Annotated in this window: 14 protein-coding genes and 1 riboswitch; of the genes, 12 read left to right on the top strand and 2 right to left on the bottom strand. The window is 61.6% G+C overall.

Going from position 1 to position 17,278, the window contains the following annotated elements:
• The first annotated feature begins 94 nt into the window (after positions 1–94).
• Positions 95–200: riboswitch (TPP riboswitch) on the top strand.
• Between the two features lie 146 nt (positions 201–346).
• A complete protein-coding gene (gene thiC, locus JJN09_RS16045) occupies positions 347–2,236 on the top strand; it encodes a phosphomethylpyrimidine synthase ThiC (RefSeq protein ID WP_249482599.1) in 1,890 nt (629 codons plus the stop codon).
• A gap of 181 nt (positions 2,237–2,417) precedes the next feature.
• The gene (cytX, locus tag JJN09_RS16040) at positions 2,418–3,710 is read left to right on the top strand and encodes a putative hydroxymethylpyrimidine transporter CytX (RefSeq protein ID WP_249482598.1); all 1,293 of its coding nucleotides are present in this window, start codon (positions 2,418–2,420) and stop codon (positions 3,708–3,710) included.
• Here cytX and JJN09_RS16035 read toward each other — a convergent pair.
• Positions 3,679–4,425, bottom strand: coding sequence for an RsiV family protein (locus JJN09_RS16035; protein ID WP_249482597.1), 747 nt, complete (start codon positions 4,423–4,425; stop codon positions 3,679–3,681). The two genes, cytX and JJN09_RS16035, sit on opposite strands and share 32 nt — an antisense overlap.
• 228 nt (positions 4,426–4,653) lie before the next feature.
• Between JJN09_RS16035 and JJN09_RS16030 the strand changes: the two genes are divergently transcribed.
• From JJN09_RS16030 to JJN09_RS15990, 9 genes are all read left to right on the top strand, one after another.
• Positions 4,654–5,271 (top strand): NUDIX domain-containing protein, encoded by a 618-nt coding sequence (locus JJN09_RS16030; RefSeq protein ID WP_249482596.1) that lies wholly within the window; start codon positions 4,654–4,656, stop codon positions 5,269–5,271.
• Positions 5,262–5,714, top strand: a complete 453-nt coding sequence (locus JJN09_RS16025) for a DUF1249 domain-containing protein (protein ID WP_096819841.1) — start codon at positions 5,262–5,264, stop codon at positions 5,712–5,714. The genes JJN09_RS16030 and JJN09_RS16025 overlap by 10 nt, the downstream gene beginning before the upstream one ends.
• 117 nt (positions 5,715–5,831) lie before the next feature.
• On the top strand, positions 5,832–6,647 hold the full coding sequence (cpdA, locus tag JJN09_RS16020; protein ID WP_249482595.1) for a 3',5'-cyclic-AMP phosphodiesterase: 816 nt from the start codon (positions 5,832–5,834) through the stop codon (positions 6,645–6,647).
• Between the two features lie 96 nt (positions 6,648–6,743).
• Positions 6,744–7,352, top strand: a complete 609-nt coding sequence (locus JJN09_RS16015) for a YqiA/YcfP family alpha/beta fold hydrolase (RefSeq protein WP_064382909.1) — start codon at positions 6,744–6,746, stop codon at positions 7,350–7,352.
• A 42-nt stretch (positions 7,353–7,394) separates the two neighbouring features.
• A complete protein-coding gene (gene parE / locus JJN09_RS16010) occupies positions 7,395–9,302 on the top strand; it encodes a DNA topoisomerase IV subunit B (RefSeq protein ID WP_096819839.1) in 1,908 nt (635 codons plus the stop codon).
• Positions 9,302–10,291, top strand: coding sequence for an esterase-like activity of phytase family protein (locus tag JJN09_RS16005; protein WP_249482594.1), 990 nt, complete (start codon positions 9,302–9,304; stop codon positions 10,289–10,291). Before parE ends, JJN09_RS16005 begins: the two co-directional genes overlap by 1 nt.
• On the top strand, positions 10,288–10,812 hold the full coding sequence (locus JJN09_RS16000) for a TIGR02281 family clan AA aspartic protease (RefSeq protein WP_249482593.1): 525 nt from the start codon (positions 10,288–10,290) through the stop codon (positions 10,810–10,812). The genes JJN09_RS16005 and JJN09_RS16000 overlap by 4 nt, the downstream gene beginning before the upstream one ends.
• A 7-nt stretch (positions 10,813–10,819) precedes the next feature.
• A complete protein-coding gene (gene parC, locus JJN09_RS15995) occupies positions 10,820–13,084 on the top strand; it encodes a DNA topoisomerase IV subunit A (protein ID WP_249482592.1) in 2,265 nt (754 codons plus the stop codon).
• A 231-nt stretch (positions 13,085–13,315) separates the two neighbouring features.
• Positions 13,316–14,026 carry a membrane integrity-associated transporter subunit PqiC gene (locus JJN09_RS15990; protein WP_249482591.1) on the top strand — a complete coding sequence of 237 codons (711 nt, stop codon included), beginning with the start codon at positions 13,316–13,318 and terminating at the stop codon, positions 14,024–14,026.
• Positions 14,027–14,414: 388 nt separating this feature from the next.
• On the opposite strand, the gene JJN09_RS15985 is transcribed toward JJN09_RS15990, so the two are convergent.
• Positions 14,415–15,929: an AhpA/YtjB family protein gene (locus JJN09_RS15985; RefSeq protein ID WP_249482590.1), complete on the bottom strand. Its 1,515-nt coding sequence runs from the start codon at positions 15,927–15,929 to the stop codon at positions 14,415–14,417.
• 134 nt (positions 15,930–16,063) lie between these two features.
• Here JJN09_RS15985 and serB point away from each other — a divergent pair, with 134 nt between their 5' ends.
• On the top strand, positions 16,064–17,278 hold the full coding sequence (serB, locus tag JJN09_RS15980) for a phosphoserine phosphatase SerB (RefSeq protein ID WP_249482589.1): 1,215 nt from the start codon (positions 16,064–16,066) through the stop codon (positions 17,276–17,278).

Below are 17,278 nucleotides of genomic sequence, written 5' to 3'. Positions count from 1 at the left end.
GCGCTCACAATCCTGTCGGCCGCCGCAATTGCGCCATTCATCATGGTGTTTGCCACGGTGTTGGCGTTCTTTGCCGGTTGTGTCTAGACTGGCCGGGTTCTTGTCGGGGTGCCTTGCTATGAGGCTGAGATCGAATAATTTCGGATCCCGTTGAACCTGATCAGGTTAGCGCCTGCGTAGGGAACAAGATTTCTCGTCACCCGGCGAGTCCTCTTGTGCTTCGTCCGGGAAATTGTTCGACAATCGAACGCTCGACGACGATGCACAGCACCAGTCCTGGTGCGTCCGTGCCTTTCAGGTTCTGCTCCGACAATCCACTGCCTGGATGCTGTCTGGAGAGCCCGTGATGACTACAAAATCTAAAAACGCGATCAACCTGAGTGACTCGGCCAAGGTCGACGAGCAATCAGTCAAGCCGTTCACCCGTTCGCAAAAAGTCTACGTTCAGGGCTCCCGCCCGGACATCCGCGTACCGATGCGCGAAATCACCCTCGATGTGACCCCGACCGACTTCGGCGGCGAAATCAATGCGCCGGTCACCGTCTACGACACCTCCGGCCCGTACACCGATCCGAACGTAGTGATCGACGTGCGCAAAGGCTTGGGCGATGTGCGTTCGGCGTGGATCGACGACCGTGGCGACACCGAACGCCTGCCAGGCCTGAGCTCCAACTTCGGCCAGCAACGCCTTGCCGACGCCGAACTGACCAAGCTGCGTTTCGCCCACGTCAACAACCCGCGCCGTGCCAAGGCCGGGGCCAACGTCAGCCAGATGCACTACGCCCGCCAAGGCATCATCACCGCCGAGATGGAATACGTCGCCATCCGCGAAAACATGAAGCTGCAGGAGGCCCGCGCCGCCGGCCTGTTAAAGCAGCAGCACGCCGGCCACAGCTTCGGCGCGAGCATCCCGAAAGAAATCACCGCCGAGTTCGTCCGTGAAGAAATCGCTCGCGGCCGCGCGATCATCCCGGCCAACATCAACCACGTCGAACTGGAACCGATGATCATCGGCCGTAACTTCCTGGTGAAGATCAACGGCAACATCGGCAACAGCGCGCTGGGTTCGTCCATCGAAGAAGAAGTGGCGAAATTGACCTGGGGCATTCGCTGGGGTTCGGACACGGTGATGGACTTGTCCACTGGCAAACACATTCACGAAACCCGCGAGTGGATCATCCGCAACTCGCCGGTTCCGATCGGCACCGTGCCGATTTATCAGGCACTGGAAAAAGTGAATGGCGTGGCCGAGGACCTGACCTGGGAGTTGTTCCGCGACACGCTGATCGAGCAGGCGGAGCAGGGCGTCGACTACTTCACCATCCACGCTGGCGTGCTGTTGCGCTACGTGCCGCTGACCGCCAAGCGCGTGACCGGCATCGTGTCCCGTGGCGGTTCGATCATGGCCAAGTGGTGCCTGGCGCACCACAAAGAGAACTTCCTCTACACCCACTTCGACGAAATCTGCGAAATCATGAAGGCCTACGACGTCAGCTTCTCGCTGGGCGACGGCCTGCGTCCGGGCTCGATTGCCGACGCCAACGACGAAGCGCAATTCGGCGAACTGGAAACTCTCGGCGAGCTGACCAAGATCGCCTGGAAGCACGATGTGCAGTGCATGATCGAAGGCCCGGGCCACGTGCCGATGCAGTTGATCAAAGAGAACATGGACAAGCAGCTCGAGTGCTGCGACGAGGCGCCGTTCTACACCCTCGGCCCGCTGACCACCGACATTGCGCCGGGCTACGACCACATCACCTCCGGCATCGGTGCGGCGATGATCGGCTGGTTCGGTTGCGCGATGCTCTGCTACGTGACGCCGAAGGAACACCTGGGCCTGCCAAACAAGGATGACGTGAAAACCGGGATCATCACCTACAAGATCGCCGCTCACGCAGCGGACTTGGCCAAGGGGCATCCGGGTGCGCAGATCCGCGACAACGCCTTGAGCAAGGCGCGGTTCGAATTCCGTTGGGAAGACCAGTTCAACCTCGGTCTGGACCCGGACACCGCCCGTTCGTATCACGATGAAACCCTGCCGAAGGACTCGGCGAAGGTCGCGCATTTCTGTTCGATGTGCGGGCCGAAATTCTGCTCGATGAAGATCACTCAGGAAGTCCGCGAATACGCGGCCAACCAGCGGATCGACGCGGTCGACGTGGACGTCGCCCAAGGCCTGGCGGAACAGGCCGAGCGGTTCAAGAAGGAAGGCAGTCAGCTGTACAAGAAGGTTTGATCTGACCTGAGTCTGGCGGCGCTCGCGCCGCCGTCATCGCGGGCAAGCCCGCTCCCACAGTGTTTTGCGTTGCCCACAGGATTTGTGTTCAGCGAGGATTCTGTGGGAGCGGGCTTGTCCCGGGCGGCGTTCCGACGATGGCGATCAAAAAAACAACAAATGTCCCTCTGAGATAACACCCTTGAGCATTCAACCTGGTACTTATTCCCCCGACCTCGCTGTGCCCGCCGACAAGCGTGTATTCGGCGGTCGCGATCTGTTTTCCCTGTGGTTCTCCCTCGGCATCGGCCTGATGGTTTTGCAGACCGGTGCGCTGCTGGCGCCGGGGCTGGGCCTGTCGGGATCGCTGCTGGCGATTTTCCTCGGCACGCTGGTCGGCGTCCTGTTGCTGGCCGCCGTCGGCGTGATCGGCAGCGATACCGGCCTGTCGTCGATGGCCGCGCTGAAACTCAGCCTCGGCCGCCAGGGCGCGAGCCTGCCGGCGCTGCTCAATCTGTTGCAACTGATCGGTTGGGGTTCGTTCGAAATCATCGTCATGCGAGACGCCGCCAGCCTGCTCGGCACCCGTGCGTTCAGCGAGGGTTCGCTGTGGGCCAGTCCGATGTTGTGGACGTTGTGCTTCGGTGCACTGGCGACGTTGCTCGCCGTCAGCGGTCCGCTGACGTTCGTGCGCAAGATCCTGCGCAAGTGGGGCATCTGGCTGATTCTGGCCGCGTGCATCTGGCTGACCTGGAACCTGTTCGCCAAGGCCGATCTGGGTGCCTTGTGGGCGCAGGCCGGGGATGGTTCGATGCCGTTCGCCGTGGGCTTCGACATTGCCATCGCGATGCCGCTGTCGTGGCTGCCGCTGATTGCCGACTACTCGCGTTTCGGCAAGCGGGCAAAGAATGTGTTCGGTGGCACGGCCATCGGTTTCTTCATCGGCAACTTCTGGCTGATGAGCCTAGGCGTCGCCTACACCCTGGCCTTCGCGCCGAGCGGTGAAGTCAACGCGCTGCTGCTGGCGCTGGCCGGTGCCGGCCTGGGGATTCCGTTGCTGCTGATCCTGTTGGACGAGTCGGAAAACGCCTTTGCCGACATTCACTCGGCAGCGATTTCCAGCGGGATTCTGTTGCGTCTGAAAGTCGAGCATCTGGCGTTGGCCATCGGTGTGATCTGCACCCTGATCGCCTTGCTCGCGCCACTGGCGCAATACCAGAACTTCCTGCTGTTGATCGGCTCGGTGTTCGCGCCGCTGTTCGGCGTGGTGCTGGTGGATCACTTCATCCTGCGCAAGCGCAGTGGTCAGGTCGCTTCGGCCGCGTTGCGCTGGCCGGCACTATTGGCCTGGCTGGGTGGCATCAGCACCTATCACCTGCTGGCCAACCTGTATCCGGATGTCGGCGCAACCCTGCCGGCGCTGGTCGTGGCAGGGCTGCTGCAGCTCGTGCTCGGTCGGGCTTTCAGTTACGGCCGGGAAACAGCTCGGGCTTGAGGATGCCGTTCAGGCGCGGATAAGGGATCTTCAGTTCGACGTGGCCCAGCGCATAAGGCGCGATGGTGGTCACGTCGTACTTGAGGATCACGCCGCCATAGGTCAGCGCCACGTGCGGGGTTTTGACGAACGGCCAGTTCTTCACATATTCCGGTTCCTGATCGAGCTTGGTGCTGATCAGCCAGCTGTTATGCGCGACCTGCGCAGCCTTCCAGAACGCGTCTTCCTGACCCGGCACCAACATGTCCGACAGGCTCAGCACCTTGTGCTGCTGGCGCGAATAGTTGATGAAGCCGCGACCCGGTGTGCCATGGGCGCCGCCGGTGTCCAGGTAGCTAGACACTTCGACAATCACCAGACCGTCATGCTGCTCGCGTACTTTCGCCTGCAAATAGCTGCTGTTGCGCGGGCCGGCAGTGCGCAGGAACTGCTCGCGGTAGGCGGCCAGGGTCGGTGCAACCGGAGCATCCGGCGATGTGCGGGTGAATTGCAGCAGGCGTTTTTCGATGATGCCATCCAGTGCAGGCTCTGCCGGGAAGTGCAGGGTGTCGATGTTCACCAGCGGGCAGTCAGGGTTGGCGCAACCGGGTTTCAGTGTTTCCGAGGCATCGCGGGTGGTTTCCAGCGGCGTCCGGTAGTTGGGCTGGAACAGGCTGGCGCAAGCGCCCAGGGTCAGGGCGATGGCGGCCACGGAGGCGATTTTGAAAAGCGACATGGGCGTCCTTTCTGAAACAGGGGAAGGCAAAAAGTTACCGCTTCGACTCTCTACGAAGCGGTCAGTTCGCCACTAAGCTAATTAGAGTGGGTTTCGCCTCCACCGTCCATCCCGCTGACGGTAAAGGGGCTGCATCAAACGTCACCGGCGCGTTAGGATGGCGCGAAGTCGAGGTTGCAGGTAGCAGAAATGAACCTCGTATAGGATTTGCAGTAAACGAGGATGCTCATGACCGATTTTGCCAAAGCCATTCCGTCCGCCATCGACATCGTGCGACGCGAGCAATGCTACAAGGGCTTCTACAAGCTCGATCGCGTGCATTTGCGCCACGAACTGTTCGCCGGCGGCATGAGCCGCGAGATCAACCGTGAAGTGTTCGTACGACACGACGCCGTGTGCCTGCTGCCCTACGATCCGCAGCGCGATGAAGTGGTGCTGATCGAGCAGTTTCGCGTCGGCGCCATGGGCAAGACCACCAATCCCTGGCTGGTGGAGTTGGTCGCCGGTCTGATCGACAAGGAAGAAGTGCCGGAAGAAGTTGCTCGCCGTGAAGCGCAGGAGGAAGCTGGACTCGACATCAAGGCCCTGTGGCCGATGATGCAATATTTCCCGTCGCCGGGGGGCAGCAACGAGTTCGTGTATTTGTATCTGGGGCGTTGCAGCACCGAAGGCGTCGGCGGCCTGCATGGGCTGGAGGAAGAGGCAGAAGATATCCGCGTCACGGTCTGGGCCTTCGCAGATGCCCTGCAGGCCGTACGCGACGGACGGATTGCCAATGCGGCGAGCATCATCGCCTTGCAGTGGCTGGCGCTCAATCGCGCCGAAGTGAGGGGGCTATGGTCGTAAACAAACTGCGCGATCGCTATCGTGTCGACCTCGTGGGCCTGCAAGCCGCCTGCGAGGCCAACTACGCGCGTCTGATGCGACTGTTGCCGGACATGCGCCGCGAACCCGAGGCACGGCGCATCGCCGTGACCCAGGGTGACCAGATGCTTGGCGTGCTGGCCATCGAAGTGTTGCAGGCCTGTCCGTACACCACGACCCTGCAAGTACGTCAGGAACACAGCCTGCCCTGGCTGCCGGTGCCGCAACTGGAAGTGCAGGTCTATCACGACGCGCGCATGGCCGAAGTGATCAGCGCTGAACATGCACGACGCTTTCGCGGCATCTATCCTTACCCCAACGCGGCCATGCATCAGCCGGACGAAAAGGCCCAGCTCAATCTCTTTCTCGGAGAATGGCTGAGTCATTGCCTGGCCTGCGGTCACGAGTACGCTGCCGTTCGATAGCTGTGATAACAGCGGCAAGTTGTGAACTGCGTCCGGTTCGACGGTTCCTTCCCGGGGCTTTCCCCCAGCATAATTGCGAACCTTTCCGACCCGGCGATCCAGCCTTGGGAGAACGCCTTGCCGAGCGTATCGACTCTGACCACCGCCGATGCGGCGTTGCTGGTGCAACTGTCCGACAGTCATTTGTTCGCCGAGGCGGACGGTGCGCTGCTGGGCATGAAGACCCGCGAGAGCCTGCAAAAAGTCATCGAACTGGTGCTCGAACAGCAGCCGCAGATCGACTTGATGATTGCCACGGGTGACCTGTCCCAGGATGGCACTCTGGAGTCCTACCAGCAGTTTCGTCACATGACGGCGCAAATCAATGCGCCGCAGCGCTGGATTCCCGGCAATCATGATGAACCGCAGATCATGCAAGTGGCGGCTGTGCAAAGTGCGCTGCTGGAGCCAGTCGTGGACGTCGGCAACTGGCGCGTGACCCTGCTGGATTCTGCGGTGCCGGGCTCGGTGCCGGGGTATTTGCAGGATGAACAACTGCAACTGCTGGCCCGCTCCTTGAGCGAAGCGCCGGATCGGCATCATCTGATCTGTTTCCACCATCACCCGGTTTCGTTCGGTTGCGCGTGGATGGAACCCATTGGGTTGCGTAATCCCGAAGCGTTTTTTGAAGTGCTCGATCGTTTCCCGCAGGCCCGAGCCGTGTTGTGGGGGCATGTGCATCAGGAGATTGACCGCGAGCGCAATGGCGTGCGACTGATCGCCTCGCCCTCAACCTGCATCCAGTTCGAGCCGGGCAGTGTCGACTTCAAGGTCGGCGAACAGGCGCCGGGGTATCGCTGGTTGCGGTTGTTGCCGGACGGGCGGATCGAAACGGGTGTGGAGCGTGTCACCGATTTCCGGTTCACCGTCGATTACGGTTCCAACGGGTACTGATTCAAGGGCACAGCGCTGATTTCCTCGGGTGCTGGCCCAACACCCCTCGACTCCCTGTAAACTCCGCTTTCTTTAGCCGACACCCAGGGAGCTCAAATGTCCGGTTCGATCCTCTATATCCACGGTTTCAACAGCGCGCCGGCCTCGAAGAAGGCCTGTCAGCTGGTCGAGGTGATGGAACGGCTGGGTTTGAGCGATCAACTGCGTGTCCCGGCGCTGCATCACCACCCGCGTGAAGCCATCGGTCAGCTGGAGCAGGCAATCGCCGAGCTGGGTCGGCCATTACTGGTGGGAAGCTCCCTCGGCGGCTACTATGCGACTCACCTGGCCGAGCGCCATGGCCTGAAAGCCCTGCTGGTCAACCCGGCCGTCAGTCCGCACCGGATGTTCGACGGCTACCTGGGGACGCAGAAAAACCTGTACACCGACGAAACCTGGGAATTGACCCACGACCACGTGACGGCCCTGGCCGAACTGGAAGTGCCGGCACCGCAGGATCCGCAGCGGTATCAGGTGTGGTTGCAGACCGGGGATGAAACGCTGGATTATCGCCTCGCCCAGCAGTATTACCGGGCCTGTGCCTTGCGCATTCAGGCCGGTGGCGACCACAGTTTCCAGGGATTTGTTACACAATTGCCGGCATTGCTCAGCTTTGCCGGGATTGGCGCCGATACCTATCAGGCAATCGATTTCACCGCACTGTGAAGTCTTGCCCCATTTTCATTGAATCACTGACGACGAGACCTTATGGCCACTCCCAGCGCTAGCTCCTATAACGCCGACGCCATCGAAGTCCTCTCGGGCCTCGACCCGGTGCGCAAACGCCCCGGCATGTACACCGACACCAGTCGGCCGAACCACCTTGCCCAGGAAGTCATCGACAACAGCGTCGACGAAGCCCTGGCCGGCCACGCCAAATCGATCCAGGTCATCCTCCATGCCGACCACTCGCTGGAAGTCTGCGACGACGGTCGCGGTATGCCGGTCGACATCCACCCGGAAGAGGGTGTGTCGGGCGTTGAGCTGATCCTCACCAAGCTCCATGCGGGCGGCAAGTTTTCCAACAAGAACTACCAGTTCTCCGGCGGTCTGCACGGGGTGGGTATTTCCGTGGTCAACGCCTTGTCGACCCAGGTGCGGGTGCGGGTCAAGCGCGACGGCAACGAATATGAGATGACCTTCGCCGACGGCTACAAGGCCACCGATCTTCAGGTGATCGGCACCGTCGGCAAGCGCAATACCGGGACCAGCGTGTACTTCGCGCCGGATCCGAAATACTTCGATTCGCCAAAATTCTCCATCAGCCGCCTCAAGCACGTGCTCAAGGCCAAGGCCGTTCTGTGCCCGGGGCTGCTGATCAGCTTCGAAGACAAAGGCACCGGCGAAAAAGTCGAATGGCATTACGAAGATGGCCTGCGTTCCTATCTGGTAGACGCCGTCAGCGAATTCGAGCGTCTGCCGGACGCGCCGTTCTGCGGCAACCTGGCCGGGACCAAGGAAGCAGTCGAGTGGGCGCTGCTGTGGCTACCTGAAGGCGGCACTTCGGTCACCGAAAGCTACGTCAACCTGATCCCGACGGAGCAGGGCGGCACCCACGTTAACGGTCTGCGTCAGGGCTTGCTCGACGCGATGCGCGAGTTCTGCGAATTCCGCAGCCTGCTGCCGCGCGGCGTGAAGCTGGCGCCGGAAGACGTTTGGGAACGCATTGCTTTCGTCCTGTCGATGAAGATGCAGGAGCCGCAATTCTCCGGCCAGACCAAGGAGCGTCTGTCGTCCCGTGAAGCGGCGGCGTTTGTCTCCGGCGTGGTCAAGGACGCGTTCAGCCTGTGGCTCAACGCCAACCCGGAAACCGGTCTGGCCCTGGCGGAACTGGCGATCAGCAACGCCGGGCGTCGTCTGAAAGCGAGCAAGAAAGTCGAGCGCAAGCGCATCACCCAGGGGCCGGCATTGCCGGGCAAACTGGCCGATTGCGCCGGGCAGGATCCGATGCGCTCCGAGCTGTTCCTGGTGGAAGGTGATTCCGCCGGCGGTTCGGCCAAGCAGGCGCGGGACAAGGAATTCCAGGCGATCCTGCCGTTGCGCGGCAAGATCCTCAACACCTGGGAAGTCGACGGCAGCGAAGTGCTGGCCAGCCAGGAAGTGCACAACATTGCCGTGGCCATCGGTGTCGATCCGGGCGCCGAGGACATGAGTCAGCTGCGCTACGGCAAGATCTGCATCCTCGCCGACGCCGACTCCGACGGTCTGCACATTGCCACGTTGTTGTGCGCCTTGTTCGTCCAGCATTTCCGCCCGCTGGTGGATGCCGGTCACGTCTACGTCGCGATGCCGCCGCTGTACCGTATCGACCTGGGCAAAGAGATTTTCTATGCCCTGGACGACGCCGAGCGCGACGGGATTCTCGACCGTCTGGTGGCCGAGAAGAAACGCGGCAAGCCACAGGTCACCCGATTCAAGGGTCTGGGTGAAATGAACCCGCCGCAACTGCGTGAAACCACCATGGACCCGAACACCCGGCGCCTGGTGCAGTTGACCCTCGGGGAAGACTTCGCCGAGACCTCGGAAATGATGGACATGCTGCTGGCGAAGAAACGCGCCGGTGACCGCAAGACCTGGCTTGAGTCCAAGGGCAACCTCGCCGAGGTTCTGGCCTGATGCGGTTTGGCGGGGCCTTGGCGGGTGCTTTGCTGCTGGGGTCGATGACGGCGTCGGCGGAGCCTGTGCAAGAACTGCGCGTGCTCGCCGAACACCCGGTCGAAGGCATGCGCGGTGGCAATCTGTCGGGGCTGGCCCTGTGCGGCAACGAGCTGTGGACGGTGTCGGATCGCGATGATGACCAGATCTACCGTCTCGATACTCGCGATCCCGTCTGGCAGGCGACTGCCGTGCGCATCGATCCGCCGCCAGTCCCCGACAGCGGTTTGCCGTGGGGCATCAAGTCACGGACCTGGGCGGCGTCGTTCGTTCGTGGCGGTGACCTGGATTTCGAAGGGATCACCTGCGACAGCGCCGGCAATCGCTACATTGTCAGCGAAGGTCATGCAGCCGTACTGCAGGTGCCGCCGCAAGGGCCGTCGTCGTGGCTGAAAATCTCGCCGATGATGGTGCGCGAAGCTCGGGCCAGTGGCCTGTTGCTGCAATTCAATGCGATCTTCGAAGGTCTGGCGATCAATCCGGCGGGCGATCAGATGTGGCTGGCCGCCGAGCGGCAAAGCCGTGGCTTGTTGCTGATCAAGCGCCAACAGACGGTGTGGGACTGTGACGGTCGCTGTGTGCTGCTGAGCGAAGGCGGGATGGAAATGCAGCCGCCGCAGTTTCCCAAGGCCAGACCGGTCAATCGGGATTTTTCCGACCTGTCATTGTTCAACGGCAAACTGTTTACCCTTGAGCGCAACGCCTACCAGATCTGTCGCCGTGACGCGCAGACGGCCAAGGTCGAGCTTTGCTGGTCGTATGCGGCCGAGCTGTTGCAGAGCAATCGTCGTTACGCGCAGAACTTCGGGCTGGAAGAGGCACTGGTCATCGATGCTCAAGGCGCCTGGATCGGCGTCGACAACAATTTCGGCCCTCGCGCCGATGGCGAGGCGCGCCCGATCGTCTGGCGTTTCGCCGCGCCTGAGGGTGGCTGGAGCGCCAAGCCATGAGCCCGCAACCGCCGGGCAAACGCGCCGGTCGGGTGCTGATGATTCTGGCCTGGTGCGCGGCTCTGTTTCTGGCCACGCGGTTTTTCGGCCAGTGGGAAGAACGCCAGCGTAATCCCAATGCCGAGGTGACTTCGCAGCAGGGCAACGGCTATATCGAAGTGAAACTGATCGGCAACGCCCAAGGGCATTTTGTCGTCAGCGGACTGATCAACGGTCGGCCGGTGGAGTTCATGCTCGACACCGGCGCGACCGACGTGGCAATCCCGGCGGAGGTGGCGAAAAGCCTGAAGCTGGAAGAAGGTTTCGGTGTGACCCTGAGCACGGCCAACGGCCTGAGCCAGGGCTATCGCACCCGTATCGACCGCCTGCAACTGGGCGACATCGTGCTGCGGGACGTCCGCGCACTGGTGGCGCCCGGTCTGCATGGCGATCAGGTGCTGCTCGGCATGAGCGCCCTGAACAAACTTGAATTTACTCAGCGCGGCGGCACCATGCTGCTGCGCCAGACAACGAACCGATGAGGCCCGCATGAGCGACAACCTTGCAGACAGCTTAGATGGCGTAGAACGCCGGTCGCTGGCTGACTTCACCGAAAATGCCTACCTCAACTACTCCATGTACGTGATCATGGACCGTGCCTTGCCGCATATCGGCGACGGTCTGAAACCGGTACAGCGGCGTATCGTCTACGCCATGAGCGAGCTGGGGCTGGACGCCGATTCCAAGCACAAGAAGTCGGCGCGTACCGTCGGCGACGTGCTCGGCAAGTTCCACCCGCACGGCGACTCGGCGTGCTACGAAGCGATGGTGCTGATGGCCCAGCCGTTCAGCTATCGCTACACGCTGGTGGACGGTCAGGGTAACTGGGGTGCGCCGGACGATCCGAAATCCTTCGCCGCCATGCGTTACACCGAAGCGCGGCTGTCGCGTTATTCCGAAGTGCTGCTCAGCGAACTCGGCCAGGGCACCGCAGACTGGGGGCCGAACTTCGACGGCACCCTGCAGGAACCATTGGTGTTGCCGGCACGTTTGCCGAACATCCTGCTCAATGGCACCACCGGCATCGCTGTGGGCATGGCCACCGACGTGCCGCCGCACAACCTGCGCGAAGTTGCCACCGCCTGCGTGCGCCTGCTCGATGAGCCAAAAGCCACGGTCGAACAGCTCTGCGAACACATTCAGGGCCCGGACTACCCGACCGAAGCGGAAATCATTACTCCGCGTGCCGATCTGCTGAAAATGTACGAAACCGGCAAGGGCTCGGTGCGCATGCGCGCCGTGTACCACGTCGAGGACGGCGACATCATCGTCACCGCGCTGCCGCACCAGGTCTCCGGGGCCAAGGTGCTGGAACAGATCGCCGCGCTGATGCAGGCCAAACCATCGAAAGCGCCGCAGATCGCCGATCTTCGCGACGAATCCGACCACGAAAACCCGTGCCGCATCGTGATCATTCCGGTCAACAGCCGCGTCGATCACGACGCGTTGATGCAGCACCTGTTCGCCAGCACCGAGCTGGAGTCGACCTACCGGGTCAACGTCAACATCATCGGTCTGGACGGTAAACCGCAGCTGAAAAACCTGCGTGCGCTGCTGGTGGAGTGGCTGGAATTCCGCGTGCTGACCGTGCGTCGCCGCCTGCAATTCCGACTCGACAAGGTCGAGCGTCGCCTGCACCTGTTGGACGGTTTGCTGATTGCCTACCTCAACCTGGATGAAGTGATCCACATCATCCGCACCGAGGAACACCCGAAAGCCAAGCTGATCGAGCGTTTTGCCCTCAGCGAAATCCAGGCCGACTATATCCTCGATACCCGTCTGCGTCAGTTGGCGCGACTGGAGGAGATGAAGCTGCGCGACGAGCAGGACGAACTGCTCAAGGAACAAGCCAAGCTGCAAGCCCTGCTGGGCAGCGAAGCCAAGCTGAAGAAACTGGTGCGCACCGAGCTGTTGAAAGACGCCGAAACCTACGGCGACGACCGTCGGTCGCCAATCGTCGAGCGTGCCGAAGCCAAGGCGCTGACCGAGCACGATCTGCTGCCAAACGAGAAAGTCACCGTTGTGCTGTCGGAAAAAGGCTGGATTCGTTCGGCCAAGGGCCACGAGATCGACGCCACCGGCCTGTCGTACAAGGCCGGCGACGGCTTCAAGACTTCGGCGGCGGGGCGCTCCAACCAATCAGCCGTGGTCATCGACTCCACCGGTCGCAGTTATTCGGTGGCCGCGCACACCTTGCCGTCGGCACGGGGCCAGGGCGAGCCGTTGACCGGTCGTCTCACGCCACCACCTGGCGCCACGTTCGAATGCGTGCTGATGCCGGAAGACGACGCGCTGTACGTGATTGCCTCCGACGCCGGCTACGGTTTCGTGGTCAAGGGTGAGGACCTGCAAGCCAAGAACAAGGCCGGCAAGGCGCTGTTGAGCCTGCCGAACAACGCCAAGGTGATCGCACCGCGTCCGGTGACTGATCGCGAGAATGATTTACTTGCTGCGGTGACAAGCGAGGGGCGTATGCTGGTTTTCAATATCAGCGATTTGCCGCAGTTGGCGAAGGGCAAGGGCAACAAGATCATCGGTGTTCCAGGTGACCGTGTTGCCAGTCGTGAAGAGTTTGTCACGGACATTGCTGTCATTCCCGCCGGTGCTACGTTGGTCCTGCAAGCGGGTAAACGTCCGTACAAACTGAAAGCCGACGACCTCGAACACTACAAGGGTGAGCGTGGTCGCCGTGGCAATAAACTGCCTCGGGGCTTCCAGCGAGTGGATGCGCTGCTCGTCGAAAACCTCAATTAAGCGGCCAGGGGGCATTCGCATTCATTTCTCCGGCGGAGAAAATGAGTGAGAACGCCTCTCTAGAGCGTCCGATCTACGATTTAACCCGTAGATCGGCGCTTTGGCGCTGGAGTCGGAACGCATATTCACGGATGATATGGCCTTTCCAAGCGCCGGCGTGGCCGAGCGTTCTTCATATTTTTTGAGTATTTTCACTGTGGTCAGCCTTGTGGCGGCCACCTGGACGGGATGATGACTTCTCTGCGCCCCCTTATTCTCCTGCTCGCCGGCGTTCTTGGCCTGGCGGGTTGCAGCGTTCACCAGCCGGTGTCGCTGTATCAGCTGGACAGCGGAAGTCCGGCTCAGCCTGCGCAAAGCGCGGGCATGGCAGTTTTGCTGGGCCCTGTGGTAGTTGCCGACTACCTGCAACGTGAAACCCTGTTGCAGCGTCAGCCGGATGGCAGCCTGCAGGCATCGATCGACGGCCGCTGGGCCGGCAGCCTGTCTTCGGACATCGATCAGTTGCTGTTGCGTCAGGTCGCCGGCCATCTGGACAGCCAGCGTGTGGTATTGGCGCCGGCCACTCTGGGTTTCACCCCGGATGTGCAGGTGCTGTTGACCATTACCCGTCTAGACTCGGGTCAGTCGCAACCGGCGATCCTCGACGCGCAATGGCGTTTGATCGACCGTCGAGGTCAGGTTCGCGACAACCGCATCGTCCATCTGCAAGAGCAACATGCTGGCAGCACTGCCGCACAGGTGCAGGCGCAAGGCGTATTGTTGCAGCGTCTGGCCGAGCAGTTGTCGGTAGCGCTCAAGCCTTTGGCCAATCAGCCACCGGTTGCTGAGGCGCCGCGTAAGTCGGCACCGAAACCGGCTGCGCCGGCGGCGGAAGCCGAGAAGCAGCCGAAGATACCGATGGCTTCGCCGATTCGCACCGATATGGAAGTGTTTCGCTTCTAAGGCTGGAACGAGTCAGAACAGAGCCCGCCTTGTGCGGGCTTTGTTGTTTCTGGGCGTTGGTGGATCATGCTTTGGTACTCGGCTGGAAAAGCCCCTCACCCTAACCCTCCCGAAACGTCGGACCGCCCGGAGGGAGAGGGGACTGACCGAGGTGTCTGGCGTTATCCATCGACCTGAGAAATCGTGTCGATTACGGATTCACAGCCGAGCGTTCAAGTCGGTGTATCGCTCGAATATCCCCCAATCGGTCCCCTCTCCCTCCGGGCGGTCCGACGTTTCGGGAGGGCTAGGGTGAGGGGGCTCCAAAGTCTGGCGCAATCACGAAAACACCCCGCACAAAAAAGCCCGCAGACGAGCGATCATCTGCGGGCTTCTTTACATCAAGGCCTCAGGCCCGACGCTCATGCATCCGCGCCAGTTGCCGCTCAAGCATCGACGGATAAGGCTCCATCAACCGCTCAACACAGCAAGCCCCTTCAGGGCTGGCAATCGGCCGGATCCGCGCACGCTGGCGAATCAGCGCGTCGTCACCAATCTTGCGCTCCACCAGCAGCAGGTTGCGGCTGTGTTGCGACAGCGCCAGGGCGTCCTGCGCGGAGTCAGTCAGCAACAAGTCGATCTGGCTCAGGCCGAACAGTTCGTCGCCGAGGGTCAGGCCCAGCTGCAATTGCAGAGTGATGCCGCTGTCGGCGACTTCGATCTGCAACTGGTGGCCCAGCGCTCGCAGCAGCTCGCCGCAGCAAATGGCGTTGGTCAGGTAATCGTCGCCAATGTCCTCGGTGTGGAACAGCATCAGCGTACTGCCGTCGTTCAGGGTTTCGATTTCACCCTGATACAGCGAAGCGGCCTGCTCCAGGCAGTCGCGATAGCGCTCCTGCAACTCTTCCAGACGTGCCCGTGGCAAACGGCGCAGTTGCTCTTGCGAACCCAGCTGCACGGCCAGCACCGCCGTGTGTTGCGGCACGCTCGGGGTTGGCTGGCGAACGGCAGGTTGCGCGGGCTCGTTCAGCGATTCGTCACGCAGATCGGCAAACGGGTCTTCGTCATCGTCGTCTTCAACGGTGCTCACCACATGGCGCGGCGCAGGCTTCTGCGCGGCCATCGGACGGCTTTCGTCAAAACTCGGATCACGCAGGTTGCGCACTTCGAATTCCGGCTCGACGTCGTCGTCCTCGAACTCGGGTTCCGGCTCAGGCTCGGGAATGGTTGGCTCCGGGGCGTAGCTGGCATGCAGTTGACGGGCCAGATCGCCGATCTCGTCCTGGCGCTCGATACCCGGCGTGTATTCGTCGATCCGGCGCAGCCACACGCGCAATTGCAGCAGCGGCGTGGAGATGTGTCGACCCAGACGCAGGCTCAGGGCCAGGGACAGTGCCAGCAGGATCGCACTCAGGATGCCCATGCTTTGCAGGCTGATGGTCATCGGCTGCTGGAACTGGTCCATGTCCAGGCTGATGCGCAGTTGCCCGGCGGTCACGTCCTGGAAGGTGATCTTGCTCTCGTACATGCCCTCGGCTTCGCCCAGCAGGCTGTGCTTGGGCCGCTGACCGGACTCGGCGAGGATGCGGTTGTCCACGCTGTAGATGGCGGCGTGGGCCACCAGCTTGTTCTTGGTCAGGTTGTTGAGCAGCACGTTGAGGCTGAGGATGTCGTTGGACACCAGCAGTTCGGTCGCGGAGGTGGCGGTCTGCGTGGTCAGGCTTTCGCCCAGCGCATCGGCCTGCTCGTGCATGGCCTGCTTGAACTGCAAGCCCATCACGCAGGCATAGATCACCAGGGCCAGGGCGACCAGGATCACGTTATGGCTGGCAATGCGCAATGCAATCGGTACACGGCGGTGGCGCAGTGCACGGAAGATCAGCAGAAAGAAGTTATCGGTTTTAACTGGCGTGGGCCGGTTCACTGAGCTCGGCTCTTTTGTCCGTGAAGTTGACGCGCAGTATAGCGACAGGCCCTAGACCGGCAAAGCGCTGGCGGTGCCCGATGGTCACTGAAAGTGGGTAGAATGCGGTTTTTTTCCAGTTGCGGGGGTGCGCGTTGCGCGAAATCGTCCTGATTAACATCACGGGAGTCGACCGTCCCGGTCTGACGGCGGCCATTACCGGTGTTCTGGCTCAGGGTGGTGTGAACATCCTCGATATCGGTCAGGCGGTGATCCACGACATGCTGTCGTTCGGCATCCTCGTGGAAATCCCCGACTCCGAGCAAGGCAAGTCGGTGCTCAAGGACATCCTGTTCAAGGGTTACGAGCTCGACCAGCAGGTGCGTTTCACCCCGGTGTCCGAAGAGGATTACCAGCAATGGGTGGGCAATCAGGGCAAGAAGCGCCACATCGTTACCCTGCTGACCCGCAAGGTCACCGCCGGCCAGTTGCAGGCCGTGAGCTCGATCACCGCCAAATACGGCCTGAACATCGACCATATTGACCGTCTGTCGGGTCGCATGCCGCTGGACACCCCGGCCGACAAGGGCAAGGGCTGCATCGAGTTCTCCGTGCGTGGCGAAGCGGCTGATCCACAGGCCCTGCGCGCCGAATTCCTCAGCGTGGCCCAGGAACTGAACGTCGACATCGCCTTCCAGGAAGATTCGCTGTTCCGTCGCAATCGTCGTCTGGCGGTGTTCGACATGGACTCGACCTTGATCGAAGCCGAAGTCATCGACGAACTGGCCAAGGCCGCCGGTGTCGGCGACCGGGTTTCGGAAATCACCGAGCGGGCAATGGCCGGCGAGCTGGACTTCCGCGCCAGCTTCAAGGAGCGTCTGGCGCTGCTCAAGGGGCTGGATGTCAGCGTGCTCGATTCGATCGGCGCCTCGCTGCGTCTGACCGAAGGTGCCGAAACCCTGTTCGCCGAACTCAAGCGCCTGGGCTACAAGACCGCGATCCTGTCGGGCGGCTTCACCTACTTTGCCAAGCAATTGCAGGCCAAGCTCGGCATCGACTATGTGTTCGCCAACGAGCTGGAAGTGGTCGATGGCAAGTGTACCGGCGTGGCGATCGAGCCGATCGTCGATGCCCAGCGCAAGGCCGATCTGCTGAAACAACTGGCTGAAAAAGAAGGTTTGCGTCTGGAGCAGACCATCGCCGTGGGCGACGGTGCCAACGACCTGCCGATGCTGGCGATTGCCGGTCTGGGCGTGGCGTTCCGCGCCAAGCCGCTGGTCAAGCAGTCGGCGAAACAGGCGATCTCGACCCTCGGTCTGGATGGCGTGCTGTACCTGCTGGGCTTCCGGGACCGCGACGGGCAGCTCTGA

This window comes from Pseudomonas sp. HS6 (genome assembly GCF_023375815.1).
In the GTDB taxonomy this organism is placed as follows: domain Bacteria; phylum Pseudomonadota; class Gammaproteobacteria; order Pseudomonadales; family Pseudomonadaceae; genus Aquipseudomonas.
Note: the sequence above shows the minus strand (reverse complement) of the source record. Positions and strands in the feature narration are given on the sequence as shown.

Coding starts and splice junctions, on each gene's coding strand:
- JJN09_RS16015 (WP_064382909.1), top strand. CDS start 6,744: ATGTCCGGTTCGATCCTCTATATCCACGGTTTCAACAGCGCGCCGGCC.
- JJN09_RS16005 (WP_249482594.1), top strand. CDS start 9,302: ATGCGGTTTGGCGGGGCCTTGGCGGGTGCTTTGCTGCTGGGGTCGATG.
- parC (WP_249482592.1), top strand. CDS start 10,820: ATGAGCGACAACCTTGCAGACAGCTTAGATGGCGTAGAACGCCGGTCG.
- parE (WP_096819839.1), top strand. CDS start 7,395: ATGGCCACTCCCAGCGCTAGCTCCTATAACGCCGACGCCATCGAAGTC.
- thiC (WP_249482599.1), top strand. CDS start 347: ATGACTACAAAATCTAAAAACGCGATCAACCTGAGTGACTCGGCCAAG.
- JJN09_RS16030 (WP_249482596.1), top strand. CDS start 4,654: ATGACCGATTTTGCCAAAGCCATTCCGTCCGCCATCGACATCGTGCGA.
- JJN09_RS16035 (WP_249482597.1), bottom strand. CDS start 4,425: ATGTCGCTTTTCAAAATCGCCTCCGTGGCCGCCATCGCCCTGACCCTG.
- JJN09_RS15990 (WP_249482591.1), top strand. CDS start 13,316: ATGACTTCTCTGCGCCCCCTTATTCTCCTGCTCGCCGGCGTTCTTGGC.
- JJN09_RS16000 (WP_249482593.1), top strand. CDS start 10,288: ATGAGCCCGCAACCGCCGGGCAAACGCGCCGGTCGGGTGCTGATGATT.
- JJN09_RS16025 (WP_096819841.1), top strand. CDS start 5,262: ATGGTCGTAAACAAACTGCGCGATCGCTATCGTGTCGACCTCGTGGGC.